At 60.2% G+C, this 25619-nt stretch carries 24 protein-coding genes and 2 pseudogenes; 18 read left to right on the forward strand and 8 right to left on the reverse strand.

The genetic code is table 11. The annotated features are described in order from the left end of the window. Window positions 1-39: 39 nt before the first annotated feature. Window positions 40-504, reverse strand: coding sequence for an Lrp/AsnC family transcriptional regulator (locus tag AC1RO0_RS09330; RefSeq protein ID WP_183689516.1), 465 nt, complete (start codon window positions 502-504; stop codon window positions 40-42). Between the two features lie 159 nt (window positions 505-663). Between AC1RO0_RS09330 and AC1RO0_RS09335 the strand changes: the two genes are divergently transcribed. Then, window positions 664-1677 carry a 1-aminocyclopropane-1-carboxylate deaminase gene (locus AC1RO0_RS09335; RefSeq protein WP_498592619.1) on the forward strand — a complete coding sequence of 338 codons (1014 nt, stop codon included), beginning with the start codon at window positions 664-666 and terminating at the stop codon, window positions 1675-1677. Window positions 1678-1859: 182 nt separating this feature from the next. On the opposite strand, the gene AC1RO0_RS09340 is transcribed toward AC1RO0_RS09335, so the two are convergent. Next, window positions 1860-2543 (reverse strand): GntR family transcriptional regulator, encoded by a 684-nt coding sequence (locus AC1RO0_RS09340; RefSeq protein ID WP_498592620.1) that lies wholly within the window; start codon window positions 2541-2543, stop codon window positions 1860-1862. Between the two features lie 173 nt (window positions 2544-2716). Here AC1RO0_RS09340 and AC1RO0_RS09345 point away from each other — a divergent pair, with 173 nt between their 5' ends. From AC1RO0_RS09345 to AC1RO0_RS09370, 6 genes are all read left to right on the forward strand, one after another. Then, on the forward strand, window positions 2717-4228 hold the full coding sequence (locus AC1RO0_RS09345) for an ABC transporter substrate-binding protein (RefSeq protein ID WP_498592621.1): 1512 nt from the start codon (window positions 2717-2719) through the stop codon (window positions 4226-4228). A gap of 103 nt (window positions 4229-4331) precedes the next feature. Next, the gene (locus AC1RO0_RS09350) at window positions 4332-5249 is read left to right on the forward strand and encodes an ABC transporter permease (protein ID WP_498592622.1); all 918 of its coding nucleotides are present in this window, start codon (window positions 4332-4334) and stop codon (window positions 5247-5249) included. A gap of 1 nt (window position 5250) precedes the next feature. Next, entirely contained in the window at window positions 5251-6153 is a 903-nt protein-coding gene (locus tag AC1RO0_RS09355; RefSeq protein WP_498592623.1) for an ABC transporter permease, read from the forward strand. Beyond that, window positions 6153-7808 carry a dipeptide ABC transporter ATP-binding protein gene (locus AC1RO0_RS09360; protein ID WP_498592624.1) on the forward strand — a complete coding sequence of 552 codons (1656 nt, stop codon included), beginning with the start codon at window positions 6153-6155 and terminating at the stop codon, window positions 7806-7808. The genes AC1RO0_RS09355 and AC1RO0_RS09360 overlap by 1 nt, the downstream gene beginning before the upstream one ends. Window positions 7809-7816: 8 nt before the next feature. Beyond that, window positions 7817-9199, forward strand: coding sequence for a M20 family metallopeptidase (locus AC1RO0_RS09365; protein WP_498592625.1), 1383 nt, complete (start codon window positions 7817-7819; stop codon window positions 9197-9199). 43 nt (window positions 9200-9242) lie between these two features. Then, entirely contained in the window at window positions 9243-10739 is a 1497-nt protein-coding gene (locus AC1RO0_RS09370; RefSeq protein ID WP_498592626.1) for an amidase, read from the forward strand. A 58-nt stretch (window positions 10740-10797) separates the two neighbouring features. Here the strand turns inward: AC1RO0_RS09370 and AC1RO0_RS09375 are convergent, their stop codons facing one another. Next, window positions 10798-11691, reverse strand: coding sequence for an MBL fold metallo-hydrolase (locus tag AC1RO0_RS09375; RefSeq protein ID WP_498592627.1), 894 nt, complete (start codon window positions 11689-11691; stop codon window positions 10798-10800). A 126-nt stretch (window positions 11692-11817) separates the two neighbouring features. Between AC1RO0_RS09375 and AC1RO0_RS09380 the strand changes: the two genes are divergently transcribed. The 3 genes and pseudogenes from AC1RO0_RS09380 (at window position 11818) to AC1RO0_RS09390 (ending at window position 13092) form a co-directional block, all read left to right on the forward strand. After that, on the forward strand, window positions 11818-12762 hold the full coding sequence (locus AC1RO0_RS09380) for a LysR family transcriptional regulator (RefSeq protein ID WP_498592628.1): 945 nt from the start codon (window positions 11818-11820) through the stop codon (window positions 12760-12762). 80 nt (window positions 12763-12842) lie between these two features. After that, window positions 12843-12905, forward strand: a pseudogene (locus AC1RO0_RS09385) (hypothetical protein); the annotation flags it as partial. Between the two features lie 43 nt (window positions 12906-12948). Next, window positions 12949-13092 (forward strand): hypothetical protein, encoded by a 144-nt coding sequence (locus AC1RO0_RS09390; protein WP_498593382.1) that lies wholly within the window; start codon window positions 12949-12951, stop codon window positions 13090-13092. Between the two features lie 58 nt (window positions 13093-13150). Here AC1RO0_RS09390 and AC1RO0_RS09395 read toward each other — a convergent pair whose 3' ends face one another. Continuing rightward, entirely contained in the window at window positions 13151-14056 is a 906-nt protein-coding gene (locus AC1RO0_RS09395) for a LysR family transcriptional regulator (RefSeq protein WP_498592629.1), read from the reverse strand. A gap of 110 nt (window positions 14057-14166) precedes the next feature. Here AC1RO0_RS09395 and AC1RO0_RS09400 point away from each other — a divergent pair. The 3 genes and pseudogenes from AC1RO0_RS09400 to AC1RO0_RS09410 all read left to right on the forward strand — a co-directional run. Continuing rightward, window positions 14167-14406 (forward strand): annotated as a pseudogene (locus AC1RO0_RS09400) (Atu4866 domain-containing protein); the annotation flags it as partial. Between the two features lie 57 nt (window positions 14407-14463). Beyond that, window positions 14464-15306 (forward strand): oxidoreductase, encoded by an 843-nt coding sequence (locus tag AC1RO0_RS09405; RefSeq protein WP_498592630.1) that lies wholly within the window; start codon window positions 14464-14466, stop codon window positions 15304-15306. A gap of 35 nt (window positions 15307-15341) precedes the next feature. Then, window positions 15342-16076, forward strand: a complete 735-nt coding sequence (locus AC1RO0_RS09410) for an SDR family oxidoreductase (RefSeq protein WP_498592631.1) — start codon at window positions 15342-15344, stop codon at window positions 16074-16076. On the opposite strand, the gene AC1RO0_RS09415 is transcribed toward AC1RO0_RS09410, so the two are convergent. Next, window positions 16073-16951, reverse strand: a complete 879-nt coding sequence (locus AC1RO0_RS09415) for a LysR substrate-binding domain-containing protein (protein WP_498592632.1) — start codon at window positions 16949-16951, stop codon at window positions 16073-16075. The two genes, AC1RO0_RS09410 and AC1RO0_RS09415, sit on opposite strands and share 4 nt — an antisense overlap. 158 nt (window positions 16952-17109) lie before the next feature. On the opposite strand from AC1RO0_RS09415, the gene AC1RO0_RS09420 reads away from it, so the two are divergent. Both AC1RO0_RS09420 and AC1RO0_RS09425 read left to right on the forward strand, forming a co-directional pair. After that, window positions 17110-17967: an urea carboxylase-associated family protein gene (locus AC1RO0_RS09420; RefSeq protein ID WP_498592633.1), complete on the forward strand. Its 858-nt coding sequence runs from the start codon at window positions 17110-17112 to the stop codon at window positions 17965-17967. A gap of 109 nt (window positions 17968-18076) precedes the next feature. Next, complete coding sequence (locus AC1RO0_RS09425) at window positions 18077-18790, forward strand: FadR/GntR family transcriptional regulator (RefSeq protein ID WP_498592634.1); 714 nt, start codon at window positions 18077-18079, stop codon at window positions 18788-18790. Here the strand turns inward: AC1RO0_RS09425 and AC1RO0_RS09430 are convergent. Continuing rightward, the gene (locus AC1RO0_RS09430) at window positions 18762-20189 is read right to left on the reverse strand and encodes an aspartate ammonia-lyase (RefSeq protein ID WP_498592635.1); all 1428 of its coding nucleotides are present in this window, start codon (window positions 20187-20189) and stop codon (window positions 18762-18764) included. The genes AC1RO0_RS09425 and AC1RO0_RS09430 overlap by 29 nt on opposite strands. Window positions 20190-20485: 296 nt before the next feature. On the opposite strand from AC1RO0_RS09430, the gene AC1RO0_RS09435 reads away from it, so the two are divergent. Together AC1RO0_RS09435 and AC1RO0_RS09440 are read left to right on the forward strand one after the other, a co-directional pair. Next, the gene (locus tag AC1RO0_RS09435; protein WP_498592636.1) at window positions 20486-21946 is read left to right on the forward strand and encodes an amino acid permease; all 1461 of its coding nucleotides are present in this window, start codon (window positions 20486-20488) and stop codon (window positions 21944-21946) included. Then, a complete protein-coding gene (locus AC1RO0_RS09440) occupies window positions 21943-22890 on the forward strand; it encodes an asparaginase (protein ID WP_498592637.1) in 948 nt (315 codons plus the stop codon). Before AC1RO0_RS09435 ends, AC1RO0_RS09440 begins: the two co-directional genes overlap by 4 nt. Window positions 22891-22912: 22 nt before the next feature. Here AC1RO0_RS09440 and AC1RO0_RS09445 read toward each other — a convergent pair whose 3' ends face one another. Both AC1RO0_RS09445 and AC1RO0_RS09450 read right to left on the reverse strand, forming a co-directional pair. Beyond that, window positions 22913-23713, reverse strand: coding sequence for an arginine deiminase-related protein (locus AC1RO0_RS09445; RefSeq protein WP_498592638.1), 801 nt, complete (start codon window positions 23711-23713; stop codon window positions 22913-22915). Between the two features lie 101 nt (window positions 23714-23814). Then, window positions 23815-24624: a mechanosensitive ion channel family protein gene (locus AC1RO0_RS09450; RefSeq protein ID WP_498592639.1), complete on the reverse strand. Its 810-nt coding sequence runs from the start codon at window positions 24622-24624 to the stop codon at window positions 23815-23817. A 239-nt stretch (window positions 24625-24863) separates the two neighbouring features. Here AC1RO0_RS09450 and minC point away from each other — a divergent pair, with 239 nt between their 5' ends. Continuing rightward, window positions 24864-25589: a septum site-determining protein MinC gene (gene minC / locus AC1RO0_RS09455; RefSeq protein ID WP_498592640.1), complete on the forward strand. Its 726-nt coding sequence runs from the start codon at window positions 24864-24866 to the stop codon at window positions 25587-25589. Window positions 25590-25619 lie beyond the last annotated feature (30 nt).

Below are 25619 nucleotides of genomic sequence, written 5' to 3' on the forward strand. Positions count from 1 at the left end.
TTCTGAGATATCTGCTGGTCGCGTGAGATGCGCGGCCAGCTAGAATTCCAGTAAGGCATTGTCCACTACTTCCTTCATGACGAAGAAGGTTCGGGTCTGGCGGACGCCGGGCAGGGCGATCAACTGCGTGCCGTGAATGCGGTTGAAATCGGCCATGTCACCGACGCGGATCTTCAGGAAATAATCGAAATCGCCAGCAACGAGATTGCAGTCGAGAACGAAGCTCAATTTGGCAACGGCTTTTTCGAATGCGCCAAAGCTCTCGGGCGTCGACCGGTCGAGTACCACACCGACCATCACCAAAGCACCCCGCCCGACCTTTTGCGGCTCGATCATCGCCCGCACGGTCTTGATGTAGCCCTCCTCGAATAGGCGCTGCGTGCGACGATGGCAGGTTGCGGGGCTGACATCGACCGATTGCGCGAGTTCGGCATTGCTGAGACGCCCGTTCTTCTGCAACAGGCGGAGCATTTTCAGGTCGATGCGGTCCAGTTCTGAGGCCATGAAAGAATCTTCCGAAAATATGGGATATTATGGATGAAAAGAATTTAGATTTGGAATTTTACGCGTCAAAGAAGAAATATAAGCTTCACCTTCGAGAGCACCTTTCATTGAAGTGATGCTAGCGTCTTCCTCGTATCACGACAAGCTGAAGGGGAATTCATGCTGGAGAAATTCGAGCGCTATCCGCTCACATTCGGTCCGACCCATATCGAGAAGCTGGAACGGCTCTCCGAACATCTCGGCGGCAAGGTGCAGCTCTACGCCAAGCGAGAAGACTGCAATTCCGGGCTGGCATTCGGGGGCAACAAGCTGCGCAAGCTGGAATATATCATTCCCGATGCGATTGCCTCGAACGCGGATACGCTGGTGTCGATCGGCGGGGTTCAGTCCAACCATACGCGCATGATCGCCGCCGTTGCCGCCAAGATCGGCTTCAAGTGCCGGCTCGTGCAGGAAAGCTGGGTTCCGCATGAAGATGCCGTTTATGACCGCGTTGGCAATATTCTCTTGAGCCGCATCATGGGTGCGGATGTGCAGATGGTCGACGAAGGCTTCGACATCGGCATCCGGCAGAGCTGGGAAGACGCAATCGAGGACGTCAAGGCCAAGGGCGGCAAGCCCTATCCGATCCCGGCCGGTGCATCCGTGCACAAATATGGCGGGCTTGGCTATGTCGGCTTTGCCGAGGAGGTTCGCGCCCAGGAAGAAGAGCTCGGCTTCAAGTTCGATTATATCGTCGTCTGCACGGTGACGGGTTCAACCCATGCCGGCATGACCGTCGGCTTTGCCAAGGACGGCCGCGAGCGCCAGGTCATCGGCATCGACGCATCCTTCACGCCCGAGCAGACCAAGGCGCAGGTGCTGGAAATTGCCCAGCGCACCGCCGAACTGGTCGAACTCGGCCGGGAGCTTTCGTCGGACGATATCGTCCTGATCGAGGACTATGCCTATCCGGTCTACGGCGTGCCATCGGATGAGACCAAGGAGGCCATCCGGCTCTGCGCAAGGCTGGAAGGGATGATCACCGACCCGGTCTACGAAGGCAAATCCATGCAGGGTATGATCGACCTGGTGAAGAAGGGGTATTTCCCGGAGGGCTCGAAGGTTCTCTACGCCCATCTCGGTGGCGCCCCGGCAATCAACGGCTACGCCTACACGTTCCGCAACGGCTGAGTGTTGAAATACGCGATCCGACCGGGACCTCCCGGCCGGATCGCGCAACCGGGCAAGGATGGCTCAGGAGGTATATGGGCAGCGCGAGATCGACCAGGTGGACATTGTCACAACAGTCTCCTCCCTCGCGAGAGGGCGGCGGTGCCCAGACTGCGGCTCTTTTCGCGCGTATTGCCGTCCGTCTAGGAGGCGGAGTGCTCGGTCGTCGGAACGTCGACGATCGACAGGCGGTATTCCTCATAGGTGCTGCTCTGCACCCGAATATGATCGCGCATCACCGTTTCGGCGCGAGAGATATCGCCGGCCTCGAGCGCCATCAGGATTTCTCGATGCTCGCTCATCGACTGGGAAAGCCGGTCGCCAAAAGACAGTTGCGCCCGGCGAAACGGTTTCAGGCGCCGTTGCAGATTACGCGCCTCCTCGACAAGAAAACCGTTACCGGAGGCTTCGTAGATCATATTGTGGAACGTCGCGTTTTCGGCGTAGTAGCGATGGTAATCCTGCACCTGCAAGGCTGCCTCGCAGGCGGATGCCGTCTGGCGCAGAAGCAGCACTTGTGCCTTGGTGATGCGACCGGCGGCAAGCCGCGCGCACCAGGCTTCGACTTCTGCCATCACTTCGAACATCTCGACAAGGCGCGTGAAACTCGGCTGCCGCACGAAGGCGCCGCGGTTCGGGATGAGTTCAACCAGTCCGGTCGAGGAGAGCAGGCGCAAGGCCTCGCGAAGCGGCGTGCGCGACACGCCGAAATCGCCGGCGAGGCGCACCTCGTCCAGGCGCTCTCCATCCTTGAGAACCCCTTCGGCAATCAGGGTCTCGATGCGTTCGTAGAGCGCGTCCGACGCTGGCGGTCTGTTTTGAGCCACGATGATCTCTCCTGCCGAAGTTGTGCTGCCCAATGCCTACGATAACAAGACGTTGCGCGCAAAATGGAAATTATGCGTGCAATCTTTAATTTTTGTATACAGTAAATCAGAATTGGATATAGTATAGGCATCAAATAAAAATGCCCATATAATGGGCAATAAAGGGGACTTCAATGAGACTAGCTGTTATTGCCGCCGCCCTGCTTTTGCCGCTCCTGCTGGCGCCTACTGCCAATGCCGGGAAAGCGGACGACACCATTTCGATCGCCTTTTCGAAGGAGCTCGAGCATATCGATCCCTATTTCAACACGGCGCGCGAGGGCGTTCTGCTTGGAAACGCTGTCTGGGACGGCCTTCTCTATCGCGATCCGAAGTCGGGCCAGTATGTCGGCAATCTCGCAACCAGCTGGTCGTGGGTGGATTCGACGACGCTGGAATTGACGCTGCGCCAAGGGGTAAAATTCCACAATGGCGAGCCGTTCGACGCCGACGACGTGGTCTATACGCTGAACTATATGATCGATCCGAAGAATGGCGCCAAGAACACGGTGGCGACCAGCTGGATCAAAAAGGCCGAGAAGATCGATCAATTCAAGGTCCGTATTCACACCAACGGACCTTTTCCGGCGGCGCTCGAATATCTCGCGGGGCCTGTCATCATTCAGCCGAACGAATATTACGCGGCCGTCGGACCGGCTGGGGTTGCAACCAAGCCGATCGGAACCGGCCCCTACAAGGTCGTCAGTGTCGAGCCCGGCAAGCATTATGTGCTGAAGCGTAACGACGATTATTTTGCTGCCGCAAAGCCGAAAGCCAAGGTCGGAACGATCGATATCCGCACCATCCCCGACATCAACACGCAGATGGCCGAGCTTTTCAACGGCACGATCGATCTCGTCTGGCAGGTGCCGTCCGACCAGGCCGACAAGATGGCCGGCCGGGGCAATTTCCAGGTCGTCAACGCGCCGACGATGCGCGTCGGCTATCTTTCACTCGATGCAGCTGGTCGGAGCGGCGCGAAAAATCCGATGACGGACGTGCGGGTCCGGCAGGCGGTCTACCACGCGATCAACCGTGACGGCATCGTCAAGGCTCTGATGAAGGGCACGACCGAGGTGATCAACAGCGCCTGCTCGCCAAGCCAGTTCGGCTGCGCTGCCGACGTCGCTTCCTATTCCTACGATCCGGACAAGGCGAAGGCCCTCCTGGCGGAGGCAGGCTATCCCAATGGCTTCGAGATCGATTTCTATGCCTATCGCGATCGCCCGCTGGCGGAAGCCATGATCGGCATGCTGGCCGAAGTCGGGATCAAGGCCAACCTCAAATACCTGCAATATGCGGCGCTGCGGGAAAAGCGCATCAAGGAAGGCGTGCCTATGTCCTTTCTGACATGGGGCTCCAACTCCATCGCTGATGCCTCGGCCATCACCAGCGAATTCTTCACCATGGGCGGCGAAGACGACGCACGCGACAAGAACCTGTCGGATCTTCTGGAGAAAGCCGATTCCTCCGTCGATCCGACTGAGCGCAAGACGCTCTACAAGCAGGCGCTGTCGACGATTGCCGACAAGGCCTATTGGGTGCCGCTTTGGAACTATTCGACCAACTACATCATGAGCAAAGACGTCTCTTTCACCCCCACGCCCGATGAACTGGTCCGTTTCAACGAGATCGGCTGGAAATGACATGTGCATCCGTCGTTCGGCGCATCCATGGGTGCGCCGAACGAGGTGTTTCAGAGTGACAGGAGCGGCCAGCCCGGTCGCGCCTCCCGTTTAAGGGTACACGATGCTGAAATTTGTCCTGACCAAACTCGGTATGGCGGCGCTGGTGGCGCTGACTGTGTCTTTCATCAGCTTCATTCTCTTGTTCATGGCTGGCGATCCGGCCATCGCGATTGCCGGCGAGGGCGCTCCAGCGGAGGTGATCGCCGCAATCCGTAGCCAGTATGGCTTCGATCAGCCATTGATGTTCCAATATGTCGAATGGCTGATGCGGGCGCTCTCCGGCGATTTCGGCATGAGCTACTATTTCAAGCAGCCGGTTTCCGGAATGATTGCCGATCGGTTGCCGGTGACAATGATGATCGGCTTTCTCGGCATGAGCTTCGCGCTGTTGTTGGCGATCCCGATGGGTGTCCTCGCCGCCGCTTTTCCGAACACCATCATCGATCGGCTGGCACTTGGCATTGCCGTCGTCGGACAGGCCATACCAAGTTTCTGGTTCGGCCTGATCCTGATTGTGATCTTCTCGGTCAATCTCGGCCTGGTGCCGGCGTCCGGAACCGGGAGTTGGACGGGCTATATCCTGCCCACAATCGTTCTTGGTTACTACGCGACGCCCGCAATCATGCGGCTCACTCGCGCCGGCATGCTGGAAGTCCTGTCGTCCGATTATATCCGGACCGCCCGGGCCAAGGGCCTGAAGCCAAGGAAGGTGCTGTTCAAGCATGCGCTGCGCAACGCCATCATTCCGGTCGTCAGCCTGAGCGCCGTGCAGCTGGGCTTCATGTTCAGCGGCTCCGTCGTGGTGGAAACGATCTTCGCGCTGCATGGCGCCGGCTTCCTCGCGTGGGAATCGATCTCGCGCAACGACCTGCCGACCATGCAGGCGCTGATCCTGATCTTTGCGATGTTCTACATCGTCTTCACCTTTCTGGCCGACGTTTTGAACGCATGGCTCGATCCACGTCTGAGGGCCGCCTGAGATGAACGATATGTCCCAAACAGCAACCGTCATCCAGGCCGTAGCCACGCCAGCGCCGTCCCGGGCCATCATGCGCAGGGCGCTGAAGCATCGCGGCTTCATGGCGGGATTTGTCATCCTGCTGTTGGTCACTCTGATCGCGCTTTTTGCGCCGCTTATCGCGCCGCACAATCCCTATAAACAGGATCTGCTGGCACGCCTCGTGCCGCCGGTCTTCCTCGGCGGCGACTGGAAGCATGTGCTCGGAACGGATGCGCTTGGCCGGGATTACCTCTCACGACTGATCTATGGCGCTCGCGTCTCCCTGATGATCGGTTTTACCGCAGCGATGATCTCTGCTGTGATCGGCACCACGCTTGGCATTCTTGGCGGTTATTTCGGCGGCAAGGTGGATGCTGTCGTGATGTTCATTGTATCGGTGCGGCTGGCCCTGCCGGCGACGCTGGTGTCTCTCGCCGTCGTTGCGCTTTTCGGCGGCTCGCTGACGGTCGTGGTGTCGATATTGGGCCTGCTGCTCTGGGATCGGTTCGCGGTGGTGCTGCGAAGCGCGACCATGCAGGTGCGCCAGACGGACTACATCGCGGCGGCGGAAGTGCTCGGCGCCAGCCTGCCGCGCATCCTCTTCAAGGACGTGTTGCCGAATGTCATGAACGCACTGATCGTCATCATCACGCTGGAAATGGCCCATGCCATCATTCTGGAGGCCGCGCTCTCCTTCCTCGGCCTTGGCGTGCAGCCACCGACCCCGTCCTGGGGCCTGATGATTTCCGAGGGTAAGGAAATGCTGCTGTTCGAGAGCTGGCTGATCACCATTCCGGGCATCGCCCTGTTCGTTCTGGTCTTTGCGATCAACATGTTGGGCGACGGCATTCGCGACATCACCGCGCCGGAGGGCAGAAACTGATGACGAACGTTGCCGAACCCGTCCTTTCGATCCGCAACCTCACCATCGATCTCCCAAGGGGAGGCGATCGTCCGCATGCCGTCAGCAATCTGTCGCTGGATATCCGTGAGAAGGAAATCCTCTGTATCGTCGGGGAGTCCGGCTCCGGCAAGTCGATCACCTCCTTTGCGGCCATGGGGCTGCTGCCAAAGGTGCTGAAGCCTTCCGCCGGTGAGATCCTGTTCGAGGGACGGGACGTGCTCAAGCTCTCCGAGGCCGAGCATTCTGGCCTGCGCGGCAACCGCATGGGCATGATCTTCCAGGAGCCGATGAGTGCGCTCAACCCGTGCTACACGGTCGGCGATCAGATCGAAGAGGTTTTCAAGGCTCACACCACGCTCTCAAAGACCGAGCGTCGCGAGCGCACCATGGCGCTCCTCAAGGAGGTGCGGCTTCCGGAACCCGAGCGGCTCTACCATGCCTATCCGCACCAGCTGTCCGGCGGTCAGCGCCAGCGGATCGTCATCGCCATCGCGCTTGCCATGGAGCCGCGTCTGCTGATCGCCGACGAGCCGACCACGGCGCTCGACGTCACCACGCAGGCGCAGATCCTCGACATGTTCAAGGCGCTGAAGGAAAGCCGCAAGGCCGGCATTCTGTTCGTCACCCATGATTTCGATGTGGTGGCAGAGATCGCCGATCGCGTCGTCGTCATGCAGAAGGGCGTGGTGGTCGAGCAGGGACCTGTCGAACAAGTGCTTAACAACCCTCTCCATCCCTACACGCGGATGCTGATCGATGCCGTCCCGAAGCGGCATGGCGGCAAGGGAGATCCGGAGATGTCCGCGCCGATTGCACTGCGCGTCGCCGGTATCGAGAAGACCTTCTCGACCGCCCGCACATTCTTCAAGCCGGCCCGCAAGGTTCAAGCCGTCAAACCGACGGATTTCACCGTGCTCGAGGGACAGACGCTCGGCATCGTCGGGGAATCGGGGTCCGGCAAGACGACGCTTGTGCGCTGTCTCATGGGGCTGGTCGAGCCTGATGACGGCTCCATCTGGATCGGCAATGACCGGCTGGACATGAGGACCGCAGACGGACGGAGGAATTTCCGCAAGCATATCCAGATCGTCTTCCAGGATCCCTACGGCTCGCTCAATCCGCGCCGGACCATTGGCGATCTCCTGGTCGAGGGGCCTGTCAATTTCGGCGTGCCGCGCAAGCAGGCAATGGAAAAGGCACGGGAACTGATGCGGATCGTCCGCCTTGAGGAGGATGCGCTTGACCGCTATCCGGTGCAGTTTTCCGGAGGGCAACGCCAGCGCATTTCGATTGCTCGCGCGCTCATGGTCGAGCCGAAGATCCTGATTGCCGATGAAGCAGTCTCGGCGCTTGACGTTTCAGTGCAGAAGGATGTGCTGAAACTCCTCGATGACATCCGGAAGAGCGTTGGTTTGACAGTGATTTTCATCACCCATGATCTAAGGGTTGCCGCCGAGATTTCAGACCATATTCTGGTCATGTCGAAAGGGGAGGTGGTCGAATACGGCGCCGTTGACGACATCTTCGGTAATCCCCAACATTCCTATACGCGCCAACTGCTCGCCGCCATGCCCGGCCGCGGCTGGGAAGCGCCCAATATGGCAGCATTATCGGCTGCCGACGCAACGAGGTAGGCAGTTCCATGGACAGAGTGCAAGTGATCGAGGCCGCCCTTGATTATGTCGACAGCGGCGGGCTCGAGGTGGACCTCGCGAGGCTTGTGGCACGACGCTCGGTCAGCCAGTCCGAGGGCCGGTGGGAGGAGCTTCAGGCCTATCTGGAAAAGGAAATGCAGCCGCTGCTGCTCTCCATGGGTTTTTCCGTCGAGATCTTCGATAATCCACGAGAGGGAGGAGCGCCGCTCCTGATCGCCGACCGCATCGAGGGTGACGAATTGCCGACTGTGCTGGTCTATGGCCATGGCGATGTCTGCAATGGCGAGGCGCATCGCTGGCGCGAGGGTCTTGAGCCGTTCAGGCTTACCCGCGAGGATGACAAGCTTTACGGCCGCGGTACGGCCGACAACAAGATCCAGCACCTCATCAACATCAAGGCGCTTGAACTGCTGATCCGCAAGAACGGTCGCCTCGGCTTCAATGCGAAGATCATTCTGGAGATGGCCGAGGAGACCGGTTCTTTCGGCCTGCGGGAGTTCTTCACCGCCAACCGCGACCGGCTCTCGGCGGATGTGCTGATCGCCTCGGACGGGCCGCGTCTGGCCATCGACACGCCGACCATGTTCATGGGGTCGCGTGGCGGCATGTCCTTCAATCTTATCGTCAATCTGCGCGACGGAGACCATCATTCCGGCAATTTCGGCGGCCTGCTCGCCGATCCGGCCATTATTCTCGCCCAGGCAATCGCGACGATCACCGATGCGCGCGGCCAGATCAAGATTGCCGAATGGCGCCCGACCAGCCTCACGCCCGATATCCGCGCCGTCCTGCGCGACCTGCCGCCGCGCCAGCATGATGCCGATTGGGGCGAGAGCGATTTGACGCCGAGCGAACGGGTCTTCGGCTGGAATTCCTTTGCCGTTCTCGCGCTCTCCTCCGGCAATATCGATGCGCCGCAGAATGCCATATCGGGTTCGGCCCGGGCCGCCTGTCAGCTGCGCTTTGTGGTCGGCACGGATATCGACAATATCATCCCGGCCCTGCGCCGCCATCTCGACGCCAATGGTTTTCCGATGGTCGAGGTGCGCGCCGCGCGTGGCGAGGCCTTCCAGGCGACGCGCTTTTCACCGGATCACCCATGGGTGCGGTTCGTCGAGGAGTCCCTGACGCGCAGCGTTGGTCGCCGCCCGCATGTCCTGCCCAATCTCGCCGGGTCGCTGCCGAACGATGCCTTCACCGAGATTCTCGGGCTGCCGACGATCTGGATTCCGCATTCCTATGCCGAATGCGGCCAACATGGACCGAACGAGCATGTTCTGATCCCGATCGCGCGCGAAGGTATGCAGGTGATGACGGCGCTGTTCCTCGATATCGCCGAGAACGCAGTCAACCTGACGGCAAACGCCTGATGGCTTGCTGATACTCCATCCTATCCTTCAGAAAGGTGTCGCCATGAGCAAGTCCAACCCCGCGGATCTCGGTGCGCTGGAGGCGCGCCGGCTGATCGGGCGTAAGAGTCTTTCGCCGGTTGAACTGGCGGAGGCCTGTATCGAGCGGGTCGAGAGGCTTAACCCGGCGGTGAACGCTCTGGTGGCCTATAATTTCGACAGGGTTCTAGACGAGGCAAGACTGGCCGAAGAGAAGGTAACGCGCAACGAAGCGCTCGGCCCGCTGCATGGCCTGCCTTTCGGCGTCAAGGATATGATCGACGTGGCCGGCCTGCCGACTACCTTCGGCTCGGAAATCTACCGCGACAATATCGCTACCAAGGATGACGCGATCGTTGCAGCCATGCGTGGGGCAGGGGCGATCCCGCTCGGCAAGACCAACAATCCGGAATGGAGCGCTGGCGGCAATACCCGCAATGCCGTCTATGGTGCCACCGCCAATCCGCATGACACGACGAAGAGTGCAGCCGGCTCCTCCGGCGGCTCGGCTGTGCTCCTTGCGTCCCGAATGGCGCCGCTGGCGACTGGATCGGATACGGGTGGCAGCCTGCGCAATCCCGCCGCTTTTTGCGGCGTCGTCGGCTTTCGCCCCTCGCCGGGCGTCGTGCCCGGCGATACGCGCGCCATGGCCCTGATGCCGCTGCCGACGAGTGGGCCTATGGGTCGCGATGTCGCCGATGTGGCGCTGATGCTATCCGTATTGGCGCGGCCGGACAGGCTCGATCCCTATACGGTCGTCGTTGATGGCAAGACCGCCTGGCAGGCGGATCGGTTTGGAGCCGGTCGTCGCCCCGACCTCGCCTCCCTGCGCATTGCCGTTACCGAGGATTTCGGCTTTGCGCCGACCGAACGGGTCATCCGCGATAGTTTCAGGCGGGTGACGAAGCGGCTGTCGAATCATCTTGGCATGGTTGAAGAGACGCATCCGGATTGCGCGGATGCCGACCGCATCTTTTCGGTCCTGCGCGGCGTGATGTTCTTGGGCACACATCACAAGCTGATGTTGTCCCATCCGGATAAGGTCGGGGCGCTTGTCCGCGCCAATGTCGAAGAGGGCCTGAGCTACGGTCCGCTCGACATCGCCGATGCGCTCGTCAAGCAAGGCCGCTATTACCGCGACTGGCAGGCATTCTTTGAAACCCATGATTATGTGCTTTGCCCGGCGGTAACGATCAGCCCGCGCGACTGGCACGAACTCTATCCGGAAGAGATCGACGGCAAGCCGACCAAAAGCTACTACCACTGGCTGGCCATGGCCTATGCCTCGACCCTTGCCGGCCATCCCTCGATCACCATTCCGGTCGGCCGCGACACGCTAGGCATGCCCTTCGGTCTGCAGATCGTCGGCCGGCGTCATGATGACACCGGCGTCTTGCAGGTGGCGGCCGAGATCGAGGCAATTCTAGCCGGAGACGCCGAGTTCGGCGTCCCGAAGGTTGATTTGACCGCGTTGGAAAAGGCCCCGGCGCTCGTCAAGCAACCGGGCTTCATGGGCTTCTAGATCGGCAACTTTCCCGACAACGTCAGGAAAGAATGATCGGGATGCGGGCTAACGATGGTCAACCCCACTTCATCTCGCCCTTGGCGACCTTGGCGCCGAGCTGAAGTGAGCCGACGTCCTTGAGGTCGGGATAGCGCTTGGTCATCGCGGCGATCAGTTCGGCGCTGTCCTTCGTTCGCCCCATTTCCTCCTCGAAGGCGAGGAGATAGTCGCGCGTGAAGGTGATTGCCGCGATCCCCTGTTCGGCTCCCTCTGCCTGATGGCCGGGAACGACGATCTTCGGTTTGCGCGCTGCGATTGTATCAAGCGCCTTGACCCATGCGGCACGCAGCTCCGGTGTTGCCGTGTCGGCGACCCAGACGTGGATGCCGGAACTGATGAGAACGCCGCCGAAGACGGCCTTGAGCGACGGCACCCAGTTGTAGCGTCGGTCGTGCAATCCGGGCACCTCGATGATCTCGATGCGAGCCCCTTCGAGATCGAGAGAGGTCACGTCGGATGGTTCGGGAATGACGACATCGGCCAGTTTCTGCGGGCCGTTTTCCTTGAGTTGAGGTCCCCAGGCCTCCAGCTTGGCTTGAACATTGGCCTTGATCGCCTCGACGGTGACCGGCTTGGCGATAACCTTCGCCTTCGGGAAGGCCTCTACAATGGGTCGGAGGCCGAAGTAGTAGTCGGGATCGTTGCAGCTCACAAAAATGGTTGTCAGCCGCTTGCCCGTAGCCTTGATGGCATCCGCAACGGCGCGTCCGTCGGAGAGCGTAAAGCCGCCGTCGAGCAGGATGGCGTTCTTTTTGCCCGTCAGGAGGACAGGCGTGCGGCGAAAGCCAGTTTCACCCGCCTGAAAATACGTCCACTCGAGCTTGCCGTTCGCGGCACGCGCCAGGGTGAGCGGAGCGGCGGCTAGACCGGCTGCCATTGCAAGCTTGAAGGTGTCGCGTCGTGTGATCATGTCAGTTTTCCCGATCTGGTGGAGTGCGAGGCAGCCAAAGATTGAGCAAATTCTATCACAGACATTGATTAGGAGATAAATATCGCTCAATTATACAGACTGTATGATCTGATTTGACAAAGCACCATGAGCGACCTTCTCAATCTGAACCGGCTGATCTTCTACACAACGGTCGTCGACACCGGTTCCTTTACGTTGGCCGCCGAACGGCTCGGTGTGGCAAAGGCTGTCGTCAGCCATCAGGTTGCCCGGCTGGAGCATGAATTGGGTGTCACGCTGCTGAGCCGCACCACGCGGCGACTTCACACGACGGATGAAGGCCGTCTTTTCTATGATCGCTGTGTCATCATTCTGCGCGAGGCGGAGGCGGCTTATGCCGAGATGTCGCAAAAGGCGAGCGAGCCTTCGGGCATGCTGACGCTGACCGCATCGCTCGACTATGGCGCGGCCGTCGTCGCGCCGACAATCGCGGCCTATCGCCAGCGTTTTCCCCAGATGCAAGTCAACGTGATCTTCGATGACGATGTCATGGACTTGGTTGCCGGTCAGGTAGACCTCGCCATTCGCGTTGGCTGGCTTGCTGATTCCAGCAATCAGGCGCGGCGTCTTGGCACCTTTGATCAATATCTCGTCGCCGCGCCCTCCCTGATCGGCGCGATGCCTTCCATGTCATCACCGGCCGATGCGACCAATCTGCCATGGGTCGCCAACGCTGCACTGCGAAACCCGCGTCGCTGGATTTTTTCGCATGCCGAGCGGGAGACAGTCACGATTGACGTCAATTGCCCGGTGACCGCCGACAAGACACCGGCGGCCTATGCCTGCGTTCTTGCCGGGGTAGGGGTCTCGGTGTTCCCGGACTACATGGCGGCGAAGGACATCGAGGCGAGAAGGCTGGTTCGCATCCTGCCGGACTGGAGCCTGCCTGCCGGCGGCATTCATGCCGTCTTTCCGCCGGCGCGGTTTCGTCCCGCCAGGGTTCGTGCCTTCGTGGATATGCTAAAGGCCGCCGAACGCCGGAGAGCGGCCCAAACGATGGTAGGTTCTGATTTGGCTGCAGACGCTGTTTGAATATCCCAAGTGAGTGAGCAGAAATCGCTGGCAGGATACAAGCGCCGTGCCGTCAGGTACTCCAACGTTCCTGGCTTGCCATGGCCTATGCCTCGACCCTTGCCGGCAATCCCTCGATCACCATTCCGGTCGGCCGCGATATGCTCGGCATGCCGTTCGGCCTGCAGATCGTCGGTCGGCGCCACGATGACGCCGGCGTCTTGCAGGTGGCGGCCGACGATCGAGGAAATTCTTGCCGGCGACACCGAATTCGGTGTCCTGAAGGTTGATCTGGCGGCTCTGGAAAAGGCGCCGAAGCTTGCCGATCAACCAGGCTTCATGGGCTTCTGAGACAGCTATTTTAGGAAATCGGGTTGGCCGCTTGTGTGGGCAGTTGATACGGAGGTTACTAATCCGCGGTCCGACTTTCGAATGTGAGGACGTGCTCCACAAGCGCGCGCAGTTTGAGCGGCTGTCGGTGCCTTTTGGGATAATAAAGATAAAAACCCGCGAAGGCAGGGCAATAGTCTTCCAATAGAGGCACGAGTTCGTTGCGCGCAAAATAGGGTTCGAACGTTTCGACCATGCCGAAGGTGAGGCCGGCGCCGGCGCGGGCCATGCGGATCATCATTCCCATGTCGTTGGTCGTGAGCGCTGGATTGACAGCGATATCGTAATCTCGCCCTCCTTCCGTGAACTCCCAGCGATAGGGCGCTGCATCCGGCCTTGGGCGCCAGCCGATGCAAACATGTTCCACGAGTTCGCGTGGATGCTGAGGCGCTCCACGACGCTCAAGATAGGCCGGCGCCGCCACCGCGCATTGCCGTTGCGGCGCCGAAACAGGAACGGCGATCATGTCCTGCGCGATGACTTCTCCAAGTCGGACACCGGCGTCAAATCCGGCCGCAACGATATCGAATTCGTCATCGGTGACGGTGATGTCGAGTTTGACGTTCGGGTAGGCTTCGAGAAAGCCTGTCAGCAATGGCCCCGATATGAAACGCTCGGCGATCGATGATGTGGCGATTCTGAGAAGGCCGCTCGGTCGCGCCTGAACTTCTCGAATTGCCTGGATAGCGTGAGATACCTGATCGGCTGACGGGCGGACGAGATCATGGAATAACTCCCCGGCCTCGGTGAGGCGGACGCTGCGGGTTGTCCTTTGAACAAGGGCTACTCCAACTCTGTCCTCAAGTCGCTGCAGCGATTGGCTGATCGCCGATCGCGTGACGCCGAGACGCTCGCCGGCCACGCGAAAATTGCGTGCTTCCGCGATCGCCAGAAATACAGAAATACCTTCAAAGTCGTCGGCCATTGGTTATCTATACTAACCAGTCTGTCTGCAATTGGCAACTCGATCACGCCAAAGCATCGTCCTATGTTCCACGCATCGCTCAACGATGAACAGGTACGAAGGAGAAAGACATGGCAGACCATCCCTATGTCGGCATGTGGGTCACCGCCGACGGCCATATCCGGCATGAACTTCTTGCCAGTGGCCGTTACGACGAGGCACGCGGCAATCGCCGGAGTGCCTATCGCGGGCGATATGAGGTTGCCGGCACCCATATCGACTATTGGGACGACACCGGATTTACCGCCGACGGCGACTTCGTTGATGAAAACACCCTCCACCATGCCGGCATGATCCTTCGTCGTCAGTGACGCCGGATCTTGCCGCACAGAAAGAACGAGGCCGGTTTCCGGCCGAAAGGATGAGACATGACAACGACAAATCCAGCCTGGTTTATCACAGGCGCTTCTTCCGGGCTCGGCCGTGCTCTGGCCGAAGCTGTTCTCGAACGCGGTTGGCGCGCGGCAATCACAGCCCGCAATACCGAGGCGCTGGCGGAACTTGCCTCGCGCCATGGCGACCGCGCGCTGGCGCTGCCGCTTGACGTGACCGACAAGGCCTCGATCGACAAGGCTGTTACAGCCGCGCAAAGACATTTTGGAGCGATCGATGTCCTCGTCAACAATGCAGGCTACGGCTATCTCGCCGCGATTGAGGAAGGCGAAGATCGGGAAATCCGCGATCAGTTCGAGACGAATGTTTTTGGCCTGATCGCCGTTACGAAACAAGTTTTGCCGGGCATGCGAGCCCGCCGCCGCGGTCACATCTTCAACATGTCGTCGCTCGGCGGCCTCGTCGCCTTCGCGGCGACCGGCTACTACCACGCCACGAAGTTTGCGGTCGAAGCCTTGTCGGAATCGCTTTCCCATGAGGTCGCGCCGCTCGGAATCAAGCTGACCATCGTGGAGCCAGGCGCCTTCCGTACCGATTGGGCGGGTCGCTCGATGATCGAATCCCGGATCGTGATCGACGATTATGCGGAAACGGCCGGCAAGCGCCGGCAAGCGACCCGCGCGGTCTCCGGCAACCAGCCGGGCGATCCCGCCCGCGCCGCAACTGCAATCATCACTGCCTATGAGGAGGAAGAGCCGCCGCTGCGGCTGCTGCTCGGCGCGCCTGCGTTAAGGATCGCGCGTGAACGCCTCGACGCTCTCCGAGCGAATTTTGACGCCTGGGCGGACACTACGCTCAGCGCCGATTTCCCTTCCTGACGACTCTTCATCCTCGAAATATGCACGGAGTAAACATGTCCAACATTAAAGGAAAAGTAGTTGCCATAACGGGTGCGAGCAGTGGCATTGGTGCGGCGACCGCACGGGTTTTGGCTGCAGCAGGAGCCGGCATCGTCATCGGTGCGCGCCGCGAGGATCGGCTCAAGGAACTGGCCGATGAGATTAGCGCGGCTGGCGGTTCAGTCCGGACACGGAGGCTTGATGTGACATCTGTAGAAGATGTCAGGGCCTTCGCGAACCATGCCGTCGCTGAATTCGGCCGGCTCGACGCCATCGTCAACAATGCGGGCGTCATGCCACTATCGCCGATGGAGGCGCTGAAGGTCGATGAATGGGACCGGATGGTGGATGTCAATATCAAAGGGGTGCTTTACGGAATTGCCGCCGCCTTGCCGATCATGAAGGCGCAAGGCACGGGTCATGTCGTCAACGTCTCATCGATCGGTGGCCACAGTGTTTCGCCTACGGCCGCGGTTTATTGCGCCACGAAATTCGCAGTTCGGGCAATCTCCGAAGGCCTTCGGCAGGAGGAAGACCGCATCCGCGTCACGATCATATCGCCCGGCGTCACTACGTCGGAACTTACCGACACAATTAGCGACGACAGCGCGCGAGAGGCGATGCGAATCTGGCGAGCGACCGCCATCAGTCCGGAAGCCGTGGCGAATTCGATCCTTTACGCACTCAGCCAACCTGAAGATGTCGATGTCAGCGAGATCATCATTCGACCGACCGCCAGCCCCCACTAGCCGTGGATGGAGCCTTCCCGGCTTGCAGCGACCAGCCAGTCCCGAAATATCGCGGCCTCATGGGAAAGGCTCTTTGCCTCGATGAGCCAATAGGCTTTGTCCATGTCCGAGGCTGTGTCGAACAGCGTCACCAGGGATCCTTGTGCCAACTCATCTGCGATCAGCGCCGTCGGGCAAAGGCCGACACCCTGGCCGCCGATGACCGATCCGATCATCAAGTTGAAATCGGCGAAGATTGGGCCGGCCTTGGGTGTCTCGTGAAGGCCTGCGATGGCGAACCAGCGTGCCCAGGCATCGATGGTCTCGTCATGGAGGAGTTCGGCGCTGGCCAGATCGCGAGGTGTTTCAAGTTTGTCGTGACGGGCGCGAAATTCCGCCGAACAGGTCGGGCGCGTTTCGGCACTCAGAAGCTCGATCGCGCTTGGGCCTGGCCGTAGTCCATGACGTATCAACAGATCGACGCCGGCTGCTTCCGGCGTCTTCGCTTCCAGCGCATAGACGATGTTGATGCGGAGGTCCGGATAAGCCTCCCTAAATCTCGGCAATTGCGGAATGAGCCATCGCGTTGCCATCGATGCGATGCAGGCAATGCTGATCGGGCGGCTGTGGATTTCGAGCCGCAATTGCTGGGCGGCGATTTCGATATGTCCGAGCCCGTGTGTCACCGCTGCCCCGAACTCGCGGCCGGCGGCGGTGAGCGCGACACCACGCGTCTGCCGCAAGAAGAGCGGGAGGTTCAGCCAGTTTTCCACTGTTCGCACATGCTGGCTGACACCGGCGGCCGTCAGATTGAGCTCGGCGGCGGCCTTGACGAAACTCTCGTGACGCGCGGCTGCCTCGAAGGCGCGCAGGGAGGCAAGGGGAAGGTTACTCATGGATAATGACTAAGTCAGACTTGGCCAAAGGACAAGAACAAACTATGTTGTTTGCCGGCGCCATTTCGCTAGAGTGCCGCCGAATCTGGTGCTTCTGATATGCGTTCGGCAAGCGCTCGGGCCATCATCATACAAGCATATAAGGGATAGTGATCGTAATGCAGACTTCATCCATGCCGCTAATCCCTTCCGACGCACTCGACCGTCGCAGCAAGCCGCCGGTGGTGGTGTATCCGGTCGAGACGCTTCCGGCTGCCGATCTTGGCCTTCTGAATAGAGCGCGGCAAAAGCTGACGAAGGTGAGCGAGGCTATCGTCCCGCCGAGGGAGGCGCGCAGCTTTCACGTTCCCAGAGGACATTTCTTCCGCATCGTCAGCGTAGAGGGCTCGCAGGTCGGCGATCTCAATCTTTGGAATGCGAATGACTTGTCGGAACGCTTCTTCAGCGGCAAGACACGCGCCTTACATGCCACCCATGTGGGCGTCGGCGATCGACTGTGGAGCAGCATGCCGTCTCTGCGGCCGATGGCGACGATCACCCATGATACGCTCGGCTGGTACGGCTGGGATGATGACGGCGCCGGCGTCCATGACGTCATTGGTACCCGCTGCGATCCCTATACCAACCGGCTGCTGAAGGGGAACGACTATCATCACTGCTGCCATTCGAACCTGACGCGGGCGCTGGCCGAGGAACGGAACATGTCCGTTCAGGAGGCCGAAGCTCATGTCCACGACGTCCTAAACGTCTTCATGTGCACAGGCTTCACGCGCGATACCCACCAGTATTTCATGAAGGCCAGCCCTGTGCGGCCAGGCGATTTCATCGAGTTTTTCGCCGAGATCGATCTTCTGGGTGCGCTCTCCGCATGCCCCGGGGGTGATTGCGGCAGCGGCCATTCGAGCGACGAGGCTGCATGCTATCCACTGAAAGTGGAAGTGTGGCAGGCCGATCCCGAGATCATCGCCGGCTGGAGCTTCCCGGAGCGTAATCCTTATCCGCGAACGCACCGGTAGGGTCCCGCAAATCTGGGCTCAAAGAGCAACTCTCGCGTGTCTGCGCTTGATGCCCGCCGAGATTCAGCTTAGCTGTTTGACAGATCTGAAGTGTCTATCAAGCGGGAGTATGAGCGAATTGGCTGACTGGTTATCCGAGACAAGGCCGATCAGTCGGAAGAACGCCGCCGAGGCGGTCTTTGACGATCTGCGTTCGGCCATTGGCTCGGGGCAGCTGACCATCGGCACCCGCTTACCATCGGAGGCTCAACTGGCGGAGAGGTATGGCGTAAGCCGGCCCATCATCCGTGAAGCCCTGCGATCCCTTCAAACGCTCGGGCTGACACAGACCCGCACCGGCAGCGGCACCTATGTCGTGACCGCGACTCCGAGCCCAGAACTGAACTATGGCGCCTACTCGGCGCGCGATCTGATCGAGGCACGTCCCTTCATCGAAGTGCCCGCCGCCGGCTGGGCGGCGCTACGCCGCACGGAGCATCAGCTGGCCGTCTTGCTGGAGCTGTGCGACAAAATGGAGAAGGAAGAGGAGCCGCATCCGTGGGTGCTGCTCGATTCGCAGTTTCATGGCCTGATCGCGGAGGCGTCGGGCAACGCATTGTTTGCGAAGATCGTGGCCGATGCTCGTGATGCCCTGTCATTGCAATCGGAGATGGTAAACATGATGGCCGGCCGGCGTTCGGCCTCAAACCTTGAGCACCGCCGGATCGTCGAAGCGATCAAGGCGGGCTCAGGGCAGGAGGCACGCGACGCAATGGAGCTCCACCTCGGTCAGGTGAAGCAGGTGGTGACCACCATCATTGGAGAAGATCAGGCTCAGCGATGACGATAGCGGGCAGGTTGGCGAGGTGCTCGGGGCTCAGCGCCTTTTGCAGTTGTTCGACGGTCAGATGTCCGCGTTCGAGGACGACTTCTGACACCGTGCGGCCGCTGGCGAGCGCTTCCTGCGCGACTTCTGTCGCAGCGTAGTAGCCGATCAGCGGATTGAGCGCGGTGGCAAGGCCGATCGATTGCTCCACCCGTTCGGCCATGATGGCGGGATTGGCCTGGATGCCATCGACACACCGCTCAGCCAATATACGGCAGGCGGCGCTCAACTGACTGATGCTTTGCGAAAGCGCGCGCACCATAATGGGCTCGAAGGCGTTGAGCTGAAGCTGGCCTGCTTCGGCGGCCATGGTGATGGTGATATCGTTGCCGATCACTGCATAGGCGACCTGATTGACCATCTCGGGGATAACCGGATTGATCTTGCCGGGCATGATGCTCGATCCAGCCTGCACGGCGGGCAGGGTGATTTCACCGATGCCGGCGCGCGGACCGGAGGAGAGCAGGCGAAGGTCGTTACAGGTCTTCGACAGTTTGACCGCGACACGCTTGAGCACCCCTGAAAGATGCACGAACGCGCCTGGATCCTGTGTCGCCTCGATCAGGTCTTCCGCCGTGACAAGCGGGCGCCCCGTCAGCCGCGATAGATGCTCGCATGCCAGTGCCGCATATCCGCGCGGGGCATTCAGCCCCGTGCCGATGGCGGTGGCGCCGAGATTAATCTCGTGCAGCAGCGCGGCGGACTCGAGAAGGCGAGCCTTGTCCTCGCCGAGCATCACGACGAAGGTCCGGAATTCTTGTCCGAGCGTCATCGGAACGGCGTCCTGCAGCTGCGTCCGCCCCATTTTGATAAGCCGGGCGAATTCCTGCGCCTTGCGGTCGAAGGCGGTCTTCAGGATGGTCATGGAAACCGCGAGGTCGTCGATCGCCTCGATCAGCGCGATGTTGATCGCCGTCGGGTAGGCGTCGTTGGTCGATTGGCTGAGGTTGACATGGTCGTTCGGGTGCAGGTGGGCATAGTCGCCCTTGCTATGGCCGAGCAGTTCAAGGGCACGATTGGCGATGACCTCGTTCGCGTTCATGTTCGTTGAGGTGCCGGCTCCGCCCTGGATCTCGTCCACGACGAACTGGTCGTGAAGTGCGCCGGCGCGGATCTCGCGGCAGGCCCGGACGATCGCATCCATCCGCACCCGATCGAGCAGCCCGAGTTCGTGATTTGCGATTGCCGCGGCCTCTTTCACGAAGGTCAAACCCCGGACGAGATAGGGATTGCGCCCGATCGTCATGCCCGTGACCTGGAAGTTCTCGACCGCCCGTGCCGTATGCACACCCCAATAAACATCTGCCGGAATCTCCTTGGTTCCCAGCAAATCGTGCTCCCTGCGAGTCGTGACCACATTATCCTCCAATGGCTCGAGACGACGCTAATATCTGTAAAGCTGTCTGACAGATATTTAGGCCGTAATCAATCGAGGAACTATGGTCAATAAGGGCAGATGCCACTTGACGTGCGAGTTTCTATAAGACTATGAGGAAATAAAATCTGTCATGCAGCTTTACAGGGCTGCCTTGAAATTGGTTGTCTGTCCTCGCAGCCATTGGGCGGCGAACGGGTTAAGCCGGATGCGCTTGATTTCCCGACGCAGCGCGAGGCAGCCAACTGAAAACGAATTCATTGGGAGGAGAGATATCAATGGAATCAATGAAAACCACATCGGCTGACCGCGAGGTATTCGTCGAGGAAGAGCTCGGATATCACAAGGCCCTCAAGCCGAGGCAGATCCAGATGATCGCCATCGGCGGCGCCATCGGCACAGGACTGTTCCTGGGGGCAGGCGGGCGACTTGCTCAAGCCGGCCCCGCGCTGGTCTTCGTCTATGCGCTCTGCGGCTTCTTCGCGTTCCTGGTGCTGCGCGCGCTCGGCGAGTTGATCATGCATCGCCCGAGCTCTGGCTCCTTCGTCTCCTATGCCCGCGAGTTCTACGGCGAGAAGATGGCATTTGCGGCCGGTTGGATGTACTGGCTGAACTGGGCGATGACGTCGGTGGCCGACGTGACCGCCGTCGCCCTCTACATGAATTTCTTCAAGCATTACGTGCCGTGGCTGGCGGGGATAGACCAGTGGGTATTCGCACTGACGGCGCTTCTGGTCGTCCTGGCGATGAACATGCTGTCGGTCAAGGTGTTCGGCGAGCTTGAATTCTGGTTCAGCCTGATCAAGGTTATGGCCCTTGCGACCTTCCTGGTGGTCGGCATCTACTTTGTCGTGTTCGGCACCCCCTTGGAGGGGCACACCGTCGGTCTGAGCATCATCACCGATAATGGGGGCTTCTTCCCCAACGGCATCCTGCCTGCATTCGTCATCATTCAGGGCGTCGTGTTTGCCTATGCCTCGGTTGAATTGATCGGCACCACGGCAGGCGAAACCGCCGATCCCCGCAAGGTCATCCCCGGCGCCATCCGCACCGTCGTCGCTCGTCTTCTGATCTTCTACGTCGGCTCGGTGCTGCTACTCTCGCTCCTCCTGCCTTACACGGCCTATAAGGCCGGCGAGAGCCCCTTCGTGACCTTCTTCGGCTCCATTGGCGTCGAAGGTGCCGACATCATCATGAACCTGGTGGTCCTGACCGCCGTGCTCTCCTCGCTGAATGCAGGTCTCTATTCGACCGGTCGTATTCTTCATTCCATGGCTGTGTCGGGCTCCGCCCCCGCGGCGCTTGCGAAGATGAACAAGGCTGGCGTACCCTATGGCGGCATTGCGGTGACTGCCGCCGTGACGGTTCTCGGCGTGGCGCTGAATGCGGTCGTGCCGGCTGCGGCCTTCGAGATCGCGCTCAGCCTGTCCGCACTCGGAATCATCTGCGCATGGGGCGTCATCGTCCTTTGCCAGCTCAAGCTGTGGCACCTGTCGCGTCGCGGCGAGCTGGTCCGGCCTGACTTTCGCATGTTCGGCGCTCCTTATACCGGCATCCTCACGCTTGTCTTCCTCTTCGGCGTGCTGGTGCTCATGGCCTTCGACTATCCTGTCGGCACTTGGACCATCGCTTCGCTGGTGATCATTATTCCGGCGCTGGTCGTCGGATGGTATCTGCTGCGCGAGCGTATCCATCGCCTGGCCGGCGAACGTATGGTCAGTGCGGAAGCGCCGCATTGAACGCGCAAAGGATCCTTCCGCTGGTGGCAGTCATAGCCACCGGCGGCACCATCGCAAGCAAGCGTGGCGCCGATGGCGCCAGCACGCCGAGCCTGACGGGAGAAGATCTTCTTGCACTTGTTCCGCAGGTCAACGCCCGGCTGCAACCCATTGATCTAATGTCGAAAGATTCAGCCAGCCTGACGCTGGCCGACATGCAACGGATCAGCGATACCGTAAGACAGCAGCTCGATGATCCGGCCATTGCCGGTGTCGTCGTCCTGCATGGCACCGATGCGATGGAGGAGACCGCGCTGCTCGTTCATTTGCAGCAAGCGAACGGCAAGCCCGTCGTCTTCACCGGTGCTCAATTCACCGCCGATCATCCGCATGCCGATGGGCCGGCCAATCTCGCGCTGGCGATCGAAGCCGCGATGGACCAGGACAATGCCGGTCGAGGCGTTCTCGTATCCTTCGGCGGCAGGCTTCTGCCCGCATGGGGCGTCTACAAGCGTAGCACGGATAAGCCCGACGCATTCCGCTCGGCGCGGCCGATCGAGCGTGTCGAAAGCCCGCATCTGTCCACGCCGGTTGCAGGCGTCCGCGTCGACATAGTCGCCATTTATCCCGGCTGCGACCCCACTCATATCCAGGCGAGCCTCGATGCAGGTGCGGACGGAATCGTGCTTGCGGCCCTCGGCTCCGGCAATGCCAATCGCGATATCATCGACGCGGTAAAACGCTGTGCGGACAGCGGCGTTCCCGTAATCGTCTCCAGCAGGGTTCCCGAAGGCCTTCTCGTCGCGAGCTACGGCGGCGGTGGCGGCGGACACGATCTTGCCGTTGCCGGCGCAGTCCACGCACACACGCTTCGGCCCGGCCAGGCGCGCATCCTGCTTGCGGCGCTGATCGCCACACAAAGCCCGGCTGAACGAATCTCCCAGGCCTTCGGCGACTTTCGCTAATTCCGACGCGGTCCGTTCGGCGTTATTTGTTGTCGCGATACCAGCGCAGCGACATGCAGGAGAGGCCTGCGTCGATCATTTCGATCTGCGTCGTTGCCACCGGTATGATCTTATAGCCATGCTTGTCGAGAAGCTCGAGGCTGCGCGGATATGCGGAAGGGACCATGAGAATGTCGTTGATCCGCAGCGCATTTGCCGCCGGCTCTTCGCCTTCCGGGATGATGATCTGCTTGTAATCCTTGAAGACGCCAGAGCGGGCGAGGCGGGCGGTCGAAAGCATGGTTTCGTCGTCGAGCAGCGAGCAGGCGGTCTTGAAATGAAGCACGCCCTCCGGCGTGGCGACCAATTCCGCCTTGTGGCCAAGCCTGTCGAGGCAGCCGATCAGCGCTTCGGCGCCGGCCCTGTCGGTTCGTGCCGAGAGGCCGATCATGACGCCCTTTGGCGTTGCCAGAATATCGCCGCCATCCGCAAAGCCTGCGGGAAGATCGAGCACAGTTCCAAACATGTCGCGCAAGGTCGGGGCGATTTCCGCCGCTTCACCGGACCGGCTTGCCGCGCCGGGGTGCAATAGGATCGCACCTTCAGTAAAGACGAGCGCGGGGTCTTCGACGAAGATCGAGTCGGGGAAGGCTTCGAGCGCCGACAGGACGGTCACCTCGACGCCGGCACCGCGCAGTACCGCGATATAGGCATCATGCTCAGCCTTCACGGCCTCATAGGTCGGGCTGCCACGCTCCTCGGCGCGCAGGCCGTCAACCACCGAGCGTGATGGCTCGCGAACGATGGCGGAGTTGAAGCGATAGACTGATCTAGCTGGCGACATTTTTCCGTCCCTTTCCCGGCATTCCGGCTGTTCTCCCGACTCAGCCAAGTCCAAGCATCTAAGCGAAATTTTTCTATTGTGACAGGCGGAAGTCCGCGCACTTATTTGATGACGATTCCCTTGTCCGCAAGCGCGATTCTCATCCGGTCGACCAGATCATGACGGGTCTCCGCCCAGTCGCTAGTCTTCACCCAATATTCGATCTTCAACGTCGTCTTTTCGGCGGTCAGCTCGTCGGAATAAACACGGGCAGTAGGGCTGCTCTTTACGCGGCGATCATCGGTGACGACGTCCAGAAGGGTTTTCGAAGCGAGCTTCAGATTGGCATCGTCACCGACAGCGACCGACAGTTCCTGGCGGCGATTGGGTTCGCGGCTATGATTGACGATCGGCGTGTTCCATAGCGTCGAGTTCGGCGCGAGCAGATACAGGCCGTCGGCGGTGCGCAGTTGGGTAGCGAACAGTCCGACCTCGACGATTTTGCCGGCAACGGTCGAGGCTTCTATGTACTCGCCGACACGAAAGGGGCGCAGTGCGAGCAGCATGATTCCGGCTGCTATGTTTTGTAGCGTACCTTGAAGGGCGAGCCCGATGGCGAGGCCGGCAGCACCCAATGTCGCAACGATCGAGGTCGTCTGGACGCCGAATTGCCCGAGGACGGTGACGAAGACGAGAATCAGCAGCCCGTAGTGGAGCGCCTTCTCGAAGAATCGGGCCAGCGTTTCATCGATTCCGTGAATCTTTGAGATGCCTTTATAGGCCCATCGACTGATGACGCTGGCAAGAACCCAGCCGCCGGCAAGCAGGACAATCGCTCCTACGGTCGAAAAGCCGTAGTGAACGATGAGGGCACTTGCCTGACTGAGCGCCGTCTGCGTGGCGACGATTGCGTTAGTGGCTTGATTTTCCATTCTGTACATCCCTTTCAGGCCATTGATGGTCACGGCCAAGGAACCCTCCGAAGCCGAACTGGTTCCGCTTTGGTGCCTTTCGACGATGGTAAATGCAATGGGAGATCACCCGAAAATGGACTGTAGGCGGGACGCCATTTTGAGGTTTTGAGGCGGCTGCGATTTACGGTTTATGGGGTGAAATTAACCATTTGTTAACCATGGCGTTGGTACACAATATCAACGATTTATTTACATAGATGACCAAAGTGATAACAGACCCTCGCTCCATTCGCATCAAGGGCCGCTCCTTTCTGGCGGTCATGCTTTCTCCGGATCTTCCGTTCGATAACTGGTTGATAAGACTGGATGATCTTGCTGCGCGCTCGGCCGGATTCTTCCTTGGGCGACCGGTCGTGCTCGACGTGACGGATCTGCCGATCGACCGTTCGCAGCTGAAAGAGCTCATCGCGGAGCTTGGCCAGCGCAACGTCAGCATCATGGGAATCGAGGGCGCTCGCCCGTCGATCCTGGGTCCGGGCATGCCTGCCGCTCTCAAAGGTGGCCGCGCGGTTTCCGACTTCGAGGTTCCCGAGAAGGAGCCGACCATCGAGCTGCAAAACAAGCCGGCCACGGTGCCCGAGGCCCGTCCGTCGGTTCAGTCCATCACCATCAGGGAACCAGTGCGCTCAGGGCAATCGGTGATCTTTCCTGAAGGTGACGTGACTGTCGTCGGGTCTGTTGCTTCGGGAGCGGAGATCGTTGCCGGTGGCTCGATCCATATCTATGGAACCTTGCGCGGCCGGGCCATGGCGGGATCGTTGGGCAAGGCTTCCGCGCACATCTTCTGCCGCAAGCTCGAGGCAGAATTGGTTGCCATCGACGGCATCTACAAGATGGCGGAAGACATGCCCGCCAACCTTCGCGGGCAGGCCGTCCAGCTCTGGCTGGAAGGCGATGCCATCAAAGCAGAGAAACTTATCTGAGCCGGAAACCGGCCAGGAAACAGGAGAGCA

It is taken from the genome of Rhizobium sp. GW821-FHT14E12 (assembly GCF_058803745.1).

Excerpts from the sequence above, each read along its gene's own strand:
- AC1RO0_RS09405 (WP_498592630.1), top strand. The coding sequence starts at position 14,464 with ATGACAACGACAAATCCAGCCTGGTTTATCACAGGCGCTTCTTCCGGG.
- AC1RO0_RS09345 (WP_498592621.1), top strand. The coding sequence starts at position 2,717 with ATGAGACTAGCTGTTATTGCCGCCGCCCTGCTTTTGCCGCTCCTGCTG.
- AC1RO0_RS09375 (WP_498592627.1), bottom strand. The coding sequence starts at position 11,691 with ATGATCACACGACGCGACACCTTCAAGCTTGCAATGGCAGCCGGTCTA.
- AC1RO0_RS09335 (WP_498592619.1), top strand. The coding sequence starts at position 664 with ATGCTGGAGAAATTCGAGCGCTATCCGCTCACATTCGGTCCGACCCAT.
- AC1RO0_RS09395 (WP_498592629.1), bottom strand. The coding sequence starts at position 14,056 with ATGGCCGACGACTTTGAAGGTATTTCTGTATTTCTGGCGATCGCGGAA.
- AC1RO0_RS09350 (WP_498592622.1), top strand. The coding sequence starts at position 4,332 with ATGCTGAAATTTGTCCTGACCAAACTCGGTATGGCGGCGCTGGTGGCG.
- AC1RO0_RS09425 (WP_498592634.1), top strand. The coding sequence starts at position 18,077 with ATGAGCGAATTGGCTGACTGGTTATCCGAGACAAGGCCGATCAGTCGG.
- AC1RO0_RS09330 (WP_183689516.1), bottom strand. The coding sequence starts at position 504 with ATGGCCTCAGAACTGGACCGCATCGACCTGAAAATGCTCCGCCTGTTG.
- AC1RO0_RS09415 (WP_498592632.1), bottom strand. The coding sequence starts at position 16,951 with ATGAGTAACCTTCCCCTTGCCTCCCTGCGCGCCTTCGAGGCAGCCGCG.
- AC1RO0_RS09370 (WP_498592626.1), top strand. The coding sequence starts at position 9,243 with ATGAGCAAGTCCAACCCCGCGGATCTCGGTGCGCTGGAGGCGCGCCGG.
- AC1RO0_RS09420 (WP_498592633.1), top strand. The coding sequence starts at position 17,110 with ATGCAGACTTCATCCATGCCGCTAATCCCTTCCGACGCACTCGACCGT.
- AC1RO0_RS09360 (WP_498592624.1), top strand. The coding sequence starts at position 6,153 with ATGACGAACGTTGCCGAACCCGTCCTTTCGATCCGCAACCTCACCATC.
- AC1RO0_RS09365 (WP_498592625.1), top strand. The coding sequence starts at position 7,817 with ATGGACAGAGTGCAAGTGATCGAGGCCGCCCTTGATTATGTCGACAGC.
- AC1RO0_RS09380 (WP_498592628.1), top strand. The coding sequence starts at position 11,818 with ATGAGCGACCTTCTCAATCTGAACCGGCTGATCTTCTACACAACGGTC.
- AC1RO0_RS09445 (WP_498592638.1), bottom strand. The coding sequence starts at position 23,713 with ATGTCGCCAGCTAGATCAGTCTATCGCTTCAACTCCGCCATCGTTCGC.
- AC1RO0_RS09355 (WP_498592623.1), top strand. The coding sequence starts at position 5,251 with ATGAACGATATGTCCCAAACAGCAACCGTCATCCAGGCCGTAGCCACG.
- AC1RO0_RS09410 (WP_498592631.1), top strand. The coding sequence starts at position 15,342 with ATGTCCAACATTAAAGGAAAAGTAGTTGCCATAACGGGTGCGAGCAGT.
- AC1RO0_RS09390 (WP_498593382.1), top strand. The coding sequence starts at position 12,949 with ATGACGCCGGCGTCTTGCAGGTGGCGGCCGACGATCGAGGAAATTCTT.
- minC (WP_498592640.1), top strand. The coding sequence starts at position 24,864 with ATGACCAAAGTGATAACAGACCCTCGCTCCATTCGCATCAAGGGCCGC.
- AC1RO0_RS09450 (WP_498592639.1), bottom strand. The coding sequence starts at position 24,624 with ATGGAAAATCAAGCCACTAACGCAATCGTCGCCACGCAGACGGCGCTC.
- AC1RO0_RS09435 (WP_498592636.1), top strand. The coding sequence starts at position 20,486 with ATGGAATCAATGAAAACCACATCGGCTGACCGCGAGGTATTCGTCGAG.